The sequence below is a fragment of the Roseovarius lutimaris genome, from assembly GCF_900115165.1.
In the GTDB taxonomy this organism is placed as follows: Bacteria; Pseudomonadota; Alphaproteobacteria; order Rhodobacterales; family Rhodobacteraceae; genus Roseovarius; species Roseovarius lutimaris.
The window spans coordinates 1-14333 of the sequence record NZ_FOVP01000025.1; the positions used below are offsets into that span (position 1 = coordinate 1).

Sequence of the window (14333 nt, forward strand, 5' to 3'; positions counted from 1 at the left end):
CGGAATGGCTCAGCCCCAATGTCTGCGCCGCCGCGTTCAGCGTTTGATGCTTTGAAAAGGCGACAACGGTTGTCAAAAATCTAAGATTCATTGGCGCTCTATATGTTTAAAAATCTCACCCTAATATCAATTATTTCTCGCTGTCAAAAGAATTTATATTACTTAAGCTGAAACTTACGCAGCGGGAGGAGTTTGCGCCAATGTTCAACCGTTCTCGTCACAGTCTTCACATATTGGGCTTGGACCGTATTTTGGCGAGGCGGTGCTGGGCGCGGATTTAGAAGGATACGGTGACGAAGAACCGTTTAATTAGGATGTACGGCGAAGAATTTGAATGCATAGATAACCCGAGCCGCTCTGAATAAAAAAAGCTGCAAACACACGGTGCATAGCTGACAAGGAGAATTGCCCAAGCTTACCGGAGAGTAAGACTAGGGCTTTATAAATAATAAACCAAAGGGAGAAGAGATGATGTACAAAGTAGTAATAAAAACGAGCTTGCTGCCAGCTGTGGTTGGCCTTTTTTGCGGAGCTCAACTAGGCTACGCGCAAGGTCTACCGAAGGAATTCGCAGTTACGTCGTATGGAACGTCGGGATCGGCATATGCTGCTTCTGTCGCGATCGGGAATGCCTTCGCTGAAGACGGTTATAGTATGCGCGTGATGCCCGCAAAAAATGACGTTTCAAGGCTGACACCTCTTCGCGTTAAACAGGTTTCATTCACAACAACTGGCGTGGGTGTCTATCAGGCACAAGAGGGCGTTCTGGATTTCGGAAAATCTCCTTGGGGGCCTCAGAAGGTCAGGCTCGTGATGATGGGTTGGGGGGATTCAAACACAGCCTTGGCTGCGACCGCTAAGGACGCTGGTATTGAACATGCGTCCGATCTACGCGGGAAACGCGTTTCATGGGTGGTGGGGGCCCCATCGCTCAACCAAAGTATGAGTGGGTGGCTCGCATATGGAGGTTTGACATGGGATGACGTGGTCAAGGTTACGTCACCAGGTTGGGGCGCGTCTATCCAGGGGTTAATTGATGGAAACATTGACGCAGCCATTGCGGCTTCAGACTCATCAAAGCTCTTTCAGCTAGAGGGGTCTCCGCGTGGGCTTCACTTCTTTCCTGCACCACACTCGGAAACTGAGAATTGGGCGCGCCTGAATGAAAATGCTCCATGGTTTGTTCCTCATACAGCGACCGCTGGAGTAGGCCTTTCAGAAGAAAACAGTCTAGAAGGCGCGACCTTTGGTTATCCAATTTTGGCTACATATGATTGGGAAAGTGAAGAGGCGGTCTACGACCTAACAAAACTGCTCCACCAAAAGTATGATTCCTACAAAGATGGTCATTCGTCTGCTGCAGGTTTCGCTATGGACAAACAAGTCTTTGACTGGATTATCCCTTACCATGAAGGGGCCGTGAAATATTTCAAGGAAATCGGTGTTTGGTCCGACGAATATGAGGCGCACAACGCCAAACTGCTTGAGCGTCAAGCTGTACTTGAGGAAGCATGGGGAAAATCTGGGGCGACATCCAGCTATGAAACCTGGATGTCCGAGCGAGCCGCAGCCCTGCAATCTGCTGGCTTTGCTCCGATCTGGACAAAATAATGCAACAAGCGAGTACAATGGAGGCGGCCGAGGCCCAGGTGGTGTCTAGCCGCTTCCGCGCTGTTACAGGATTTTGGCGCGGAATCTTTGTAGCGCTAACATGCGTTGGCTTTGTCCTATCGGTTAACCAAATATTCAGTTTGCAGTTCTTTTCAGGAATTGTAATTTTGAACAACAGTTACCTGTATCTGCTTTTAGGTGTGTTTCTGTCGGCGATCTTTATCGTGTTCCCGGCAACATCTAACGCTTCTAAAGAAGTTGTTGCCTGGTATGATGTTTTGCTTTTCAGCCTAGCTCTAGGTATATCTATCTACTTTGCGGCAACTGGACTTCAGAGCCTTCAAGAAGGTTGGGAGTATTACTCACCAACAGTTCCGGCGGTCCTTGCAGTTGTGTTATGGGGTATTGTTTTAGAAGCAGCCCGTCGGACTGGTGGTTGGTCCATTTTCGTCGTCTTTAGCCTGCTTTCCCTTTACCCAATATTTGCAGGATCGTCATTTGTACCCTCGTTGTTTTCCGGGCAGGAACAAAGCTTTATCAATACCGCGCGTTATCACCTCTTAAGCGAGGAGTCAGTTCTTGGAATTCCGATGAGTGTGTTTGGTAGCCTGATCATCGGCTTCATCATATTTGGTGTCACGCTCAGCTCCACGGGAGGTGGTAAGTTCTTCATCAATCTCGCATTTGCAACCTTGGGGGGGGTGCGTGGTGGACCCGCAAAAGTAGCTATTGTTGCAAGTGGGCTTTTTGGTTCCCTCAGCGGAAGCGTGATCACCAATGTTTTGACAACGGGGCCCATGACGATACCCGCAATGGTTCGTACAGGGTATCCAGCACGCTATGCCGCAGGCATTGAAGCGTGTGCGTCAACCGGTGGTGTGTTGATGCCGCCAGTTATGGGCGCAACTGCATTTGTAATGGCATCATTTCTGGGTGTTTCGTATGCAACGATCGCTGTCGCGGCAATTGTTCCTTCCTTTCTATACTTCTTTGGCCTGTTCGTTCAAATCGATGCATATGCAGCGCGTCATGATCTGAAAGGCTTGCCCGCCGATGAGCTACCATCTGCGCTTGAGACTGTGAAATCTGGTTGGTACTATATCTTTGCGTTTTTCTTTCTCGTTTACTTACTGCTCCACCTTGGGCGAGAAGCTCAGGCGCCCTTTTATGCGACGGCAACTCTCCTCGCACTGAGCCAGTTGGGTAAGCTGTCCAAAGCGGATCCATGGTTTTATGTTGTTGGAACTGCAATCGGTGCCTTTATCGCTTTGGCGGTAAACAGCAACGAACTTCCCGCCGATCTGGTCACACGTGTCCCAGTCGTCGGAGGGGCTTTGTTGCTAATTGTAGCCAACCTCCCAAGACACATCCGGATTTCCTGGAGCGATGTTGTTTCCTACATCGAAACCAATGGTAGGCTCCTCGCGGAGTTGGTCGGCGTTCTGGCGGCTGTCGGCCTGATCATTGGCGGTGTTATGGTTACGGGAATGGCCGGCAGTTTTTCCGGGGATTTGATACGGTTAGCCGGTGGAAATGTCTATTTCATGCTTTTTCTGGGCGCTCTTACCAGTTTCGTATTGGGTATTGGAATGACCGTAACTGCAGCGTACATTTTTCTTGCAATTGTCTTGGCCCCGGCGCTCATCAACTTGGGGCTTGATAAGATTGCTGTACATCTTTTCATTCTTTATTGGGGCATGATCTCATTCATTACGCCACCTGTCGCTCTCGGAGCTTTTGCGGCGGCGACTTTGGCCGGATCCAAACCAATAAATACCGGACTGCAAGCGATGCGGCTTGGAAGTATTATCTACTTCTTGCCATTCTTTTTTGTCCTAAACCCCGCGCTTATTTTGAATGGCCCAATTTTTGAAGTCTTAGTTGAAGTGTTAAGCGCAGTGCTTGGCACTGTCCTGATAGCGGCGGGCCTGCAAGGGTATCTGGTTTTAGTCGGAGCCTTGGATAAAGGCTTCAAGGGATGGGTTGCTCGGGGTGCATTGCTCCTGGCGGGCCTTCTTCTTGCCTACCCGGAGGCCACCTCAAACGTGGCAGGTATCGCAATAATGATCACAACGGTGTTGTTGACACGGATGTCCTCTCAAACACCAAACAGCAAAGAAAGAAAAAGCATTGGCTAAGCTTATATCCTGTAAAATTGAAGACCGTGTGGCTCTCGTTACATTTGAACGCGGCTCTAATCTCAACGCGTTCAACCGCCAACTTCGTTCCGAAATAATAGAAATGGTAAATGTACTGGACGAAGATCCGGAGGTGCGGGTTTTGGTCCTAACAGGGGAGGGCGGTAAGTCCTTTTCGACGGGTTATGATCTCAAAGAGGCGGCACAGGCCGAAAAGAAATCAGTTGAGGAGTGGAGTAATTACGTCCGGGCGAACCATCATTTCACTGAATGCGTGTGGAACTGCTCTAAACCTGTGATCGCAATGATCGACGGATATTGTTTAGCTGGCGCACTGGAGTTCGCGCAGATGTGCGATCTGCGCTATTGCTCTGAGGATTCGCAATTCGGCGTCGTTGAAACACGTTTCTCAACAGGTATCACAACGATGATCATGCCTTGGATCGTTGGCGCCCGTTGCCGTGAGATGATTTATACTGGCGACCTAGTAGATGTTGAAGAGGCGTTGCGCCTTGGCTTAGTGAACCGAGTTTACCCCAAAGCAGAGCTCCACGACGAAGTGATGAAGATCGCAAAGCGCATGGCTCAAGTTTCTATGCAATGCCTGAAATGGAATAAGCGCTCGCTCAATGGGGTCGCCATGGCCCAAGGAATGAACGCTGCGATGGAGCAGGGAATGCACGCCTGCACTCTGATGAATGCTTCAGTTTCGCCCGAGTTCCAGAAATTCGATGAGATAAGGCGCAGCGAAGGACTGAAGGCTGCCTTAGCATGGCGTGAAGAGCAGTTTAGGCAATACGAATGAGGGGTCAACTGATGGCTAAGGACCTGCAGGCGGCGAGTTATGATAATCTCCGGCGATTGATTGATCCAAAAGCGATAGCTGTTATTGGGGCGTCACCACGCGAAGGGTCTTTCGGTAAGAGGGTTCTCGAGAACTTGGTTGGCTTTGATGGGCGCGTCTATCCCGTAAATTCGCGCTATGAAACGATAGATGGTCAGCGATGTTATGCGGGGCTCGGCGACCTTCCCGAGACACCAGACTGTGCTGTCATCGTTGTCGGGCGTAATAATGTTCTTGAAATTGTCGAGTCCTGTGCGGAATTTGGCGTAGGCGGAGTTGTCATCTTTGCATCTGGATTTGGTGAGACTGCCAAACCTGAAGATATCGCCGTGCAAGCACAACTTACTGAGATCGCGAACACCTCCGGCATACGAATTGTTGGACCGAACTGCCTTGGTGTCATCAATATTGGGTCGGGCGCCGCAATGACATTCCAAGTTGCCCCACGCAAGGTCACACCCTGGCCACGCGGTTCGATTGGGGTCATCAGTCAGTCTGGTGCTCTGGGCATAGCACTCTCGCAAGCGACCGAACGAAGCTGTTCGTTGTCACACGTTTTAACTTCCGGAAATTCATGTGATGTCGATATTACAGACTATATCGAGTTTCTGGTAGATGATGAAAGTTGCCGCGCGATCGCTTGTGCATTTGAAGGCGTGCGTGACGCTTCAAAACTTATTAATGCGGCGTTTCGGGCGGCGGCGGTTGAAAAACCGTTGATCGTTTACAAGATGGCTGCTTCGGACGGCGGCGCAGCGGCGGCGATGTCACACTCTGGCACATTTGCGGGCTCTCACGATGCCTGTTGCGCAAGCCTCCGCCGTGCTGGTGCCGTCGTTGTCGACAGCATCGATGCTATGATGGAAACAGCGGCCTTTTTCTGCAAGGCGCCTCTGGTGCCTCAGGGTAACGGCGTGGCTGTACTGACCACTTCGGGCGGAGCATCCATAATTGCAGCGGATACTGCCGAGAAGCATGAGGTGCCTCTTCCTCCACTTGCGCCCTCCACGCACGCGACACTCGCTGCCCGTGTCCCGGATTTCGGTAGTGTTGGAAACCCCAGCGACGTAACAGCACAAGTGGTAAACGATCCCGAGATGTTTAATGAATGTGCCAGTGCAATGATGAAGGACGAAGCGTTCTCTGCGCTTGTAACCCCTCACGTCCTGGCGCTGGATTTTGCCATTCCACGCATTGTTCAGATGAACGAAATCGCGCGCAAGGCCAACAAAATCGTTTGCAATGTCTGGATCAGTGAATGGACGTCCGGACCTGGAGCACGTGAATCCGAAGAAGCGGGGCATGTAGCGTGGTTCCGTACCATGGATAGATGTTTCGCGACCTTGGCAGCTTGGAAATCCAGTGCCGAGGCGCGCGCGCGCATCGGTAAGCCTAAACGCCGGGTCTCGTCGCCAGACGCAAAGAAGATTGGGGCACGCCTGCTTGCCGATGCCAATGGCGCTATGACTGAGCGGGCCTCCAAGGAACTACTTGCTGCCTACGGGATAAATGTCGCTCAGGATTATGTGGTTACCAGCGTTGAGGAAGCTCTATCAATGGCATCTCGCCTTGGCGGCGCCGTCGTTCTCAAGGGAGAAGTGCAAGGGCTTGCCCACAAAAGCGAAGCAGGGCTCGTCCGACTGAACCTGCGCCAACCTGACGAAATAGCAGCAGAGTTTGCAAACGTTCGGGCGGCGCTGGATGCGCTTGATGACAACGGGTGTGGGAGGATTATTCTACAACCGATGATCCCTCAGGGTATCGAAATAATGGTAGGTGGCCGGGTCGATCCGCAATTCGGGCCGATGCTTGTTTTGGGGCTCGGCGGGATTTTAGTGGAATTGGTTAAGGATACAACCCTGGAAGTGGCACCAGTGGATAGAGAGACAGCCGCCGAAATGATTTCTAGACTGCGCTGCCAAGACATTTTTGATGGATTTCGCCACCTCCCAGCCGTGGATCGAGGCGCACTGGCAGACGTGATATGCCGTTTTTCGGAATTGCTGTCCGACCACGCGGATTTGATCTCAGAAATAGATGTTAATCCGCTGATTTGCAGCGCGGATTCGATTATTGCAGTTGATGGATTTATCAATTGCGCAACACGCTCTGGAATCGGTGAAAACCAAAAAGACGAATAAGACGTTGGTGATCACGCCATTCTTAATGGGGCTCAGCCGTAGAATTCAGGCGGGTGCTTTCAGTTTCATAGCGGGTGTGATGCCGCCAATGCGCATGTTGGGCCGCTCGTTGTTGTAAGATGGGGTGGTTGCCGCCCTCCCCAGATGGCATCGCAATGTGCCAGGATGTGGCCCTGAAAGGTATGCCTCGGGGGGCGGCCGTCTGAACTTGGTTTCGCTCCGATGGTGCGTCCGACCTTATGTCCGACTTTACCAACCGCCCCCAAATCGAAGTTCTGTCTACTGCCGATGGTGAACGCCGCCGGTATTGGTCGGATGATGACAAGCTGCGCATTGTAGAGGAGAGCTTTATTGGCTGAGCTATGCCCGAAAGTTGGTGACGGCGTGATTAGGCGGCGTCACCAACTTTCGGGCATAGCTCAACGAAGAATGCGGAAGTCACGTTTCACAGAGGAACAGATAGTCGGGATTTTGCAGGAGTATGCTGCGGGTGCCAAAGTGTCTGAGCTTTGCCGCAAGCATGGGATGTCCGATGCGACGCTGTACAAGTGGAAAGCCAAGTATGGCGGCATGACAGTATCCGACCCGTTAGCATATTTGACTGGCGTCAGGCCAGTGAGGCTTGTGTGTGGGCGGTGATGGTTAAAGTCGGTACGCCACGCTGCGATCAGGTTGCGCGTTTCGCGTGATCGCGGGCACGGATTTCACGGGAAGATGCGCTGCTTAAGCTGAAAGCAATTTTCAGCCCGAACCCGAGACGTTGATAGTAACGTAGATCATATGACTTATACTTCTACTATAATACTGATAAGTATCAACTTTCTAACTTTACAATACTCTCGCTGGAGGCACCCCGGCCTTGCCACACGCGCGACGCTGCGCTCAGCGCGCCTTCGGCTTGACAATCAGGGACGCGCGCGCGACAGACGCGGCCATGATGACAAGCTTACTTCAGGTGGCGATTGGCGGTGCGCTCGGGGCCAGCCTGCGCTATGGTGCGACCCTTGCGTTTCTGCGCGTGACCGGGCCCGGCTTTCCCTTGGGCGTGATCACTGTCAATGTTCTGGGCTCTTTTCTGATGGGGTGTTTCATGGTCCTTTCCTTTCACCGCGATCTTGGTCATCTAAATCCGCTTGTGATGACCGGCATTCTGGGCGGTTTCACAACATTTTCCGCCTTTTCACTAGAGGCCTATACCCTGTTCGAGCGGGGACAGCTCGGCGCGGCGGCGGCCTATGTGCTGCTTTCGGTGGTGTTGTCTCTGGCGGCGCTTGTTCTCGGGGTCTGGCTGGCACGGATGGTATGGGCATGAGCAGCGTTCAGATATTGACGGTCGCGATTGACGATGGCGATCAGCGGCTGGATCGCTGGTTGCGGCGCATGTTTCCGCATCTGGGGCAGGTTCAGATCGAAAAGCTCTGTCGCAAGGGCGAATTTCGCGTCGATGGCGGGCGGGTCAAACCGGCCACGCGTCTTGTCGCGGGCCAGCAGGTGCGCATTCCGCCGCTGCCCCGGCCCGGCGACAAGCCCGAGGTTTATACCGCCAGGGTCAGTGCCGCCGACGCGCGCATGATCCAGTCCTGTGTGATTTACCGCGACGATCACATCATCGCGCTGAACAAACCCCCCGGCCTGCCGGTGCAGGGTGGCAGCAAGCAATCGCGCCATGTCGATGGCATGGCCGAGGCGCTGACCTTTGGGTTGGAGGAAAAACCAAAGCTGGTGCATCGGCTCGACAAGGATACATCGGGCGTCCTGCTTTTGGCGCGCACCCGCGAGGCGGCGCGTGGGCTGACGGCGGCGTTCCGGCACCGTGCCACCCGCAAGATTTACTGGGCCGCTGTCGCCGGTGTGCCAAGCCCGCGCATCGGCACGATCCGCTATGCCCTGGTCAAGGCGCCCGGTCATGGCGCCAAGGGCGAGGGCGAAAAGATGATCTGCCTGCATCCGCGCGATGTGGACGCCACCCCCGGCGCCAAGGCCGCCACCACCGACTACGCGGTGATCGAGGCGGCCGGCGGGCGCACTTCGTGGATGGCGCTTATTCCGGTCACCGGGCGCACCCATCAGCTTCGGGCGCATATGGCCGAGATCGGCCACCCGATCATCGGTGACGGCAAATACGGCGGCTCGGGGCAGGAAAACCTTGGCGATGGCTGGGGAGCGCAATTGGGTGGCGACATCAGCCGCAAACTGCATCTTCATGCGCGCTCGCTGACCATCGAGCACCCGGTGACCCGCGCCATCCTGCACCTTACCGCGCCCTTGCCCGATCATATGCAGCGCACCTGGGACATGTTCCAGTGGATCCCGAGCGAGGCCCCCGATGACCCGCTTGAGGATATGGCATGACAGCGCCGCTGCGCCTGATCATTTTCGATGTGGATGGCACTCTGGTCGATAGTCAGGGTGACATCGTGGCGGCCATGACCCACGCGTTCGAGCGCGCCGATCATCCGGCGCCGGATCATGCCGCGGTTCTGGGGATTGTCGGGCTGTCGCTTGATGTGGCGATCCCGCGTCTGGCGCCGCAGTTGCCCGAAACGACCCATGCCGTGATCGTTCAATCCTACAAGGACGCCTATATGGGGCTGAGGGCGCAATCGGGCGTGGAGACATCCTCGCCGCTTTACCCGCATGCGCGCGATACGCTTGAGGCGCTGCATGCGGTGCCCGACAATCTGCTTGGGGTGGCCACGGGGAAATCAATGCGCGGGCTGGACAAGTTTTTGGACGGTCACGGCTTGCGGCATCTTTTTGTCACCCGACAGGTCAGCGACCATCACCCGTCGAAACCGCATCCCTCGATGATTGAAACCGCCCTTGCCGAGATCGGCGTTGCGCCGGAAAATGCGGTGATGATCGGTGACACCAGCTTTGACATGGAGATGGCGCGCGCCGCCGGTGTGCCGGGGATCGGTGTAAGCTGGGGCTATCATACCCCCGAGGCGCTTGGCGCGGCCCGCATGATCCTGAGCGATTTTCGCGACTTGCCGGGCGCGCTTGACCAGCTTTGGGGGTAATGAGATGAGCGCATGGAAAGCCAAGCGGTTCTGGAAAACCGCAACCGTGACCGAGGCGCCGGACGGCTATGCCGTGCATCTTGACGCGCGCCCTGTGCGCACCCCGGCCAAGGCGCCGCTGGTGGTGCCGACCCGAGCCTTGGCCGGGGAAATTGCCCGCGAATGGGATGCCGTGGACGAAAAGATCGACCCGTCGAAAATGCCCTATACCCGCTCGGCCAATGCGGCGATCGACAAGGTCGCCCATCAGCACGCCGAAGTGGCCCGGATGATTGCCGATTATGGCGATGCCGATCTTGTCTGTTACCGGGCCGAAACACCGGTGGAATTGACCGCCCGACAGGCCGAGGCCTGGGATCCGCTTCTGGATTGGGCCGATTCGGTCCTTAAGGTTAAACTTTTCCCGGTTGTGGGCGTTGTACATTCTCCTCAGGATGCGCTTGCGCTTGCGCATCTACATCACATGGTTGAATCGTTGGATTCTTGGGCACTTACCGCTTTTCACGATCTCGTGAGCTTGAGCGGATCACTGGTGATCGGCTTTGCCGCCCTGCATGATTTGCATCCTGTTGAAACGCTCTGGGCGCTGTCGCGGATTGACGAAACCTGGCAGCAAGAGCAATGGGGTAGCGATGAAGAGGCGCAATTTATGGCGGCGCGGAAAGAATCTGACTTTCTGCACGCCAAGCGCTTTTACGATATTTCGCGAAACGACGCGACGTGCCACCCGGCAAGCTTGACTTAAGGGAAACACTTGGTTTCACCAGTGTTTTTCGTGAACAATGACTTGACGTTTCGTGATGAATCCACACAAACTTGCGAGCACTGATGGGGCACTCACCCCGGTAACAGTATGACACCGGCCAATAAGGGCCGAACGAACCACCCATAAAGGGTGGACAATCAGGAAGAGGTAAAAATGAAAAAAACCGTATTTTTGGGCGCGCTGACTGTAGCTGGCCTTGCGGCTGGCGCTGCTGCTGCCGGTACGTTGGATGACGTGAAAGCGCGCGGCAAGTTGAACTGCGGCGTGACCACAGGTTTGGTTGGCTTTGCTGCGCCTGACGCAAATGGCGTTTGGGAAGGCTTTGACGTTGGCGTATGCCGCGCCGTTGCCGCCGCCGTTCTGGGCGATGCCACAGCCGTCGAATTCGTTCCGACCACCGGCAAGACCCGCTTTACCGCTCTGGCATCGGGCGAAATCGACCTGCTGGCGCGCAACACCACCTGGACCTTCTCGCGCGACACTGACCTCAAGTTCGATTTCGTTGGCGTGAACTATTACGATGGCCAGGGCTTTATGGTTCCCAAGGCGCTTGGCGTGACATCGGCCAAGGATCTGAACGGCGCGACCGTTTGTATCCAGACCGGCACCACCACCGAGCTTAACCTTGCGGACTTCTTCCGCAAGAACAACATGGAATACGAGCCCGTTCCGATCGAAACAAATGCCGAAGGCCAGCAGCAGTACCTTGCCGGTGCCTGCGATACCTACACCACGGACGCGTCGGGCCTTGCCTCGACCCGTGCGGCATTCGAAAACCCGACCGAGCACGTCATCCTGCCCGAAATCATCTCGAAAGAGCCGCTTGGCCCGCTTGTGCGCCACGGCGACAACGAATGGGGTGATATCGCGCGTTGGACGCTGAACGCTCTGATCGCGGCCGAAGAAATGGGCATCACAAGCGCGAACGTTGCTGAGCTTGGCGCCGCCGCAGGTGGCAGCCCGGAAGTGAACCGTATCCTTGGAACCGAGGGCAACCTTGGCGAGATGATCGGCCTTGACGCACAATGGGCGATGCGCGCGATTGCCGCTGGCGGCAATTATGGCGAGCTGTTCGAAAAGAACATCGGTGAGAAAACCCCGATCGGTCTGGCCCGTGGCCTGAACGCCCAGTGGACCGATGGCGGCATCCTCTACTCGCCGCCCTTCCGCTAAAACCTGACCAAGAGAGGGCGTGGACATTCCGCGCCCTCTCTCACTATGAGACCAGTTAAAAATCGGCCCACGGCATGATTTGCCGAAAAAAAATCCGGGTCGAACAACAGGGAAATCCCAGATGACAACGATGACCGACCCTCCAAAGGCGTCGTTTCAGCTCTCGATGCTGATCTACGACACCCGGTATCGCTCTTATACATTTCAATTTATCGCTCTTGCCCTCTTGATCGCGCTCATGGCCTTTTTGGGGATCAACCTGATCAAGAACCTTGCCGAGCAAGGCCAGGACATTTCATATTCGTTCCTGGGTGAGCCGGCGGGCTATGATATCAACCAGCGACCGATTGAATACGATAGCCAATCCAGCCATATGCGTGCCTCTGTGGTGGGGATGATCAATACGCTGATCGTGGCCTTTCTGGGGTGCATCACCGCGACGATCTTTGGGGTAACCGCAGGGATCCTGCGTTTGTCGCCCAACTGGCTCGTGCGCAAGCTGATGGCGATCTATGTCGAGGCGTTCCGCAATGTGCCGGTTCTGATCTGGATCCTGATTATTTTCACTATCATGACGGCGGTTCTGCCGGCCCCGAATGCGTTCCGGGGGGATAATGCGACATCGAGCATGTTCCTCAATTCGGTCGCCTTTACCAATCGCGGTGTCTATATCCCGACACCGATTTGGGGGCCCGGATCAATGGTGGTCGTACTGACCTTCCTGGCCTCGGTGTTTGGTGTGTTCTATTACCGCCATTATGCCACCAAGTTGTTGTATGACACCGGGAAGCTTTTGCCGACAGGCTGGCCGTCGCTGGCCATTCTTGTGGTGCCGACGCTCCTGATGTTCTTCATTCTGGGGCGGCCCATCACGCTGGATTATCCCGCGCTCAAGGGCTTTAACTTTCAAGGTGGCTTGCATATTCGCGGTTCACTGATTGCGCTTTGGTTCGCCCTGGCGATCTATACCGGTGCCTTTATCGCGGAAAACGTGCGCGCCGGCATTCAGGCGGTGTCAAAAGGCCAGACCGAGGCGGCGGCGTCGCTGGGTCTTCGGCCCAAGCGGATCATGAACCTTGTGATCCTGCCCCAGGCACTTCGGGTGATCATCCCGCCGCTGATTTCACAATACCTGAACCTGACCAAAAACTCGTCGCTGGCCATTGCCGTTGGCTATATGGACCTGACCGGCACGCTGGGGGGGATCACCCTCAATCAGACCGGGCGCGCGATCGAGGCGATCCTGCTTTTGATGTTGTTCTATCTCACCATCAGCCTTGCGATTTCGGCGGTGATGAATGTGTACAACAACAGCATGAAACTGAAGGAGCGCTGAGCCATGGTACAGGAACATTTTGCCTTTGTGCGCAGCGACATGCTCCCCGAGGCGCCGCCGCCGGCGGCCGAAACCGGCATCGTCAAATGGCTACGCGAGAACCTTTTCTCGTCTACCGCAAACGGCATTTTGACGGTGGTGTCGGTTTTGGTCGTCTATCAGATCGTCACCTCTGCGGCGCCATGGTTCTTCAATGGTGTCTGGGACAGTCCTAGCCTTACGGCCTGCCGTGAGATCCTTGACGGCAAGACCGGCGGCTGTTTCGCGGTGCTGAGCGAACGTTGGAATCAACTGCTGTTCGGCTTCAAATACCCGTCCGAGCTTTACTGGCGTCCGGGTCTGGCCTTTGTGCTTTTGTTCATTGCGGCGGCACCGCTTTTGTTCGGCAATATCTTCCCGCGCAAGATGCTGATCTTTACCGGACTTTACCCGTTCATCGCCTTCTGGTTGATCTGGGGCGGGCCTGTGTCGACGCCGATCTTTGCCCTGCTGGGGGTTCTGTTCGGGGCTTTCGTCTATTCCAAGATGGTCAAGACCAGTGCCGGTATCGCGGTGGTCGTATCCTTCGTGGCCGCTTTGGTGTTCTGGATCGTGTCGGGCTATCTCTCGGGGCCGTTCGCAAACGTCATGGCGCTTGAGGCGATCCCCTCGCGGGATATGGGCGGCTTTATGATCAACCTGATGCTGGGTGTGATCTGTGTGTCGCTGTCGATCCCTCTGGGTATTCTGCTGGCGCTTGGGCGTCAGTCGTCGATGCCGATCATCAAATGGATATGCGTGGTCTTCATCGAATTCATCCGCGGTGTGCCTTTGATCACGCTGCTGTTTGTTGCGAATGTCGTGCTGGCGTATTTCCTGCCGCCGGGCACGAATTTTGACCTGATCCTGCGGGTGATCATCATGATCACCATGTTCTCGTCGGCCTATATCGCCGAGGTGATCCGGGGCGGTCTCGCGGCCCTGCCGCGTGGCCAATACGAGGCGGGCGACAGCCTTGGGCTTGATTATGCGCAGTCCATGCAGCTTATCATTCTGCCTCAGGCGCTCAAGATTTCGATCCCCGGTATCGTCAACGTGGCGGTGGGCCTGTTCAAGGATACGACGCTTGTTTCGGTCATCTCAATGTTCGACATCGTCGGGATGATCCGCGGCCCGATCCTGTCGTCGGCCGAGTGGAACGGGGTCTATTGGGAACTGTTCGGCTTTGCCGTCGTCCTGTTCTTCATCACCTGCTACGGCATCTCGCAATATTCTCAGTGGTTGGAGCGTCAGCTTCAGACCGAACACCGTTAAGGAGGCCC

At 55.1% G+C, this 14333-nt stretch carries 11 protein-coding genes and 2 pseudogenes; 12 read left to right on the forward strand and 1 reads right to left on the reverse strand.

Features of this window, described 5'->3' with window-relative positions; all coding sequences use genetic code 11:
- Nucleotides 1–468: 468 nt before the first annotated feature.
- From BMZ91_RS18030 to BMZ91_RS18055, 5 genes and pseudogenes are all read left to right on the forward strand, one after another.
- Nucleotides 469–1611, forward strand: coding sequence for a TAXI family TRAP transporter solute-binding subunit (locus BMZ91_RS18030; protein WP_092841812.1), 1143 nt, complete (start codon nucleotides 469–471; stop codon nucleotides 1609–1611).
- Nucleotides 1612–1628: 17 nt separating this feature from the next.
- A complete protein-coding gene (locus tag BMZ91_RS18035) occupies nucleotides 1629–3749 on the forward strand; it encodes a TRAP transporter permease (RefSeq protein ID WP_177193909.1) in 2121 nt (706 codons plus the stop codon).
- Nucleotides 3742–4554: an enoyl-CoA hydratase/isomerase family protein gene (locus tag BMZ91_RS18040; protein ID WP_092841816.1), complete on the forward strand. Its 813-nt coding sequence runs from the start codon at nucleotides 3742–3744 to the stop codon at nucleotides 4552–4554. Before BMZ91_RS18035 ends, BMZ91_RS18040 begins: the two co-directional genes overlap by 8 nt.
- A gap of 11 nt (nucleotides 4555–4565) precedes the next feature.
- Nucleotides 4566–6734, forward strand: coding sequence for an acetate--CoA ligase family protein (locus tag BMZ91_RS18045; RefSeq protein WP_177193910.1), 2169 nt, complete (start codon nucleotides 4566–4568; stop codon nucleotides 6732–6734).
- 429 nt (nucleotides 6735–7163) lie between these two features.
- Nucleotides 7164–7319 (forward strand): annotated as a pseudogene (locus BMZ91_RS18055) (transposase); the annotation flags it as partial.
- Between the two features lie 29 nt (nucleotides 7320–7348).
- Here the strand turns inward: BMZ91_RS18055 and BMZ91_RS22110 are convergent.
- Nucleotides 7349–7408, reverse strand: a pseudogene (locus BMZ91_RS22110) (hypothetical protein); the annotation flags it as partial.
- Nucleotides 7409–7668: 260 nt separating this feature from the next.
- On the opposite strand from BMZ91_RS22110, the gene crcB reads away from it, so the two are divergent.
- The 7 genes from crcB (at nucleotide 7669) to BMZ91_RS18095 (ending at nucleotide 14325) form a co-directional block, all read left to right on the forward strand.
- A complete protein-coding gene (gene crcB, locus BMZ91_RS18065) occupies nucleotides 7669–8046 on the forward strand; it encodes a fluoride efflux transporter CrcB (protein WP_092841819.1) in 378 nt (125 codons plus the stop codon).
- Nucleotides 8043–9086, forward strand: a complete 1044-nt coding sequence (locus tag BMZ91_RS18070; RefSeq protein WP_092841883.1) for an RluA family pseudouridine synthase — start codon at nucleotides 8043–8045, stop codon at nucleotides 9084–9086. Before crcB ends, BMZ91_RS18070 begins: the two co-directional genes overlap by 4 nt.
- A complete protein-coding gene (locus BMZ91_RS18075; protein ID WP_092841821.1) occupies nucleotides 9083–9757 on the forward strand; it encodes an HAD-IA family hydrolase in 675 nt (224 codons plus the stop codon). Before BMZ91_RS18070 ends, BMZ91_RS18075 begins: the two co-directional genes overlap by 4 nt.
- Nucleotides 9758–9761: 4 nt before the next feature.
- Nucleotides 9762–10502, forward strand: a complete 741-nt coding sequence (locus tag BMZ91_RS18080; protein WP_092841822.1) for an ATP12 family chaperone protein — start codon at nucleotides 9762–9764, stop codon at nucleotides 10500–10502.
- 174 nt (nucleotides 10503–10676) lie between these two features.
- Nucleotides 10677–11696, forward strand: a complete 1020-nt coding sequence (locus BMZ91_RS18085; protein ID WP_092841885.1) for an amino acid ABC transporter substrate-binding protein — start codon at nucleotides 10677–10679, stop codon at nucleotides 11694–11696.
- Nucleotides 11697–11817: 121 nt separating this feature from the next.
- A complete protein-coding gene (locus BMZ91_RS18090; RefSeq protein ID WP_092841824.1) occupies nucleotides 11818–13032 on the forward strand; it encodes an amino acid ABC transporter permease in 1215 nt (404 codons plus the stop codon).
- Nucleotides 13033–13035: 3 nt separating this feature from the next.
- Nucleotides 13036–14325 (forward strand): amino acid ABC transporter permease, encoded by a 1290-nt coding sequence (locus BMZ91_RS18095; RefSeq protein ID WP_092841825.1) that lies wholly within the window; start codon nucleotides 13036–13038, stop codon nucleotides 14323–14325.
- The last annotated feature ends 8 nt before the right edge of the window (nucleotides 14326–14333 follow it).

Coding starts and splice junctions, on each gene's coding strand:
- BMZ91_RS18095 (WP_092841825.1), top strand. CDS start 13,036: ATGGTACAGGAACATTTTGCCTTTGTGCGCAGCGACATGCTCCCCGAG.
- crcB (WP_092841819.1), top strand. CDS start 7,669: ATGATGACAAGCTTACTTCAGGTGGCGATTGGCGGTGCGCTCGGGGCC.
- BMZ91_RS18075 (WP_092841821.1), top strand. CDS start 9,083: ATGACAGCGCCGCTGCGCCTGATCATTTTCGATGTGGATGGCACTCTG.
- BMZ91_RS18030 (WP_092841812.1), top strand. CDS start 469: ATGATGTACAAAGTAGTAATAAAAACGAGCTTGCTGCCAGCTGTGGTT.
- BMZ91_RS18035 (WP_177193909.1), top strand. CDS start 1,629: ATGGAGGCGGCCGAGGCCCAGGTGGTGTCTAGCCGCTTCCGCGCTGTT.
- BMZ91_RS18090 (WP_092841824.1), top strand. CDS start 11,818: ATGACAACGATGACCGACCCTCCAAAGGCGTCGTTTCAGCTCTCGATG.
- BMZ91_RS18080 (WP_092841822.1), top strand. CDS start 9,762: ATGAGCGCATGGAAAGCCAAGCGGTTCTGGAAAACCGCAACCGTGACC.
- BMZ91_RS18070 (WP_092841883.1), top strand. CDS start 8,043: ATGAGCAGCGTTCAGATATTGACGGTCGCGATTGACGATGGCGATCAG.
- BMZ91_RS18085 (WP_092841885.1), top strand. CDS start 10,677: ATGAAAAAAACCGTATTTTTGGGCGCGCTGACTGTAGCTGGCCTTGCG.
- BMZ91_RS18045 (WP_177193910.1), top strand. CDS start 4,566: ATGGCTAAGGACCTGCAGGCGGCGAGTTATGATAATCTCCGGCGATTG.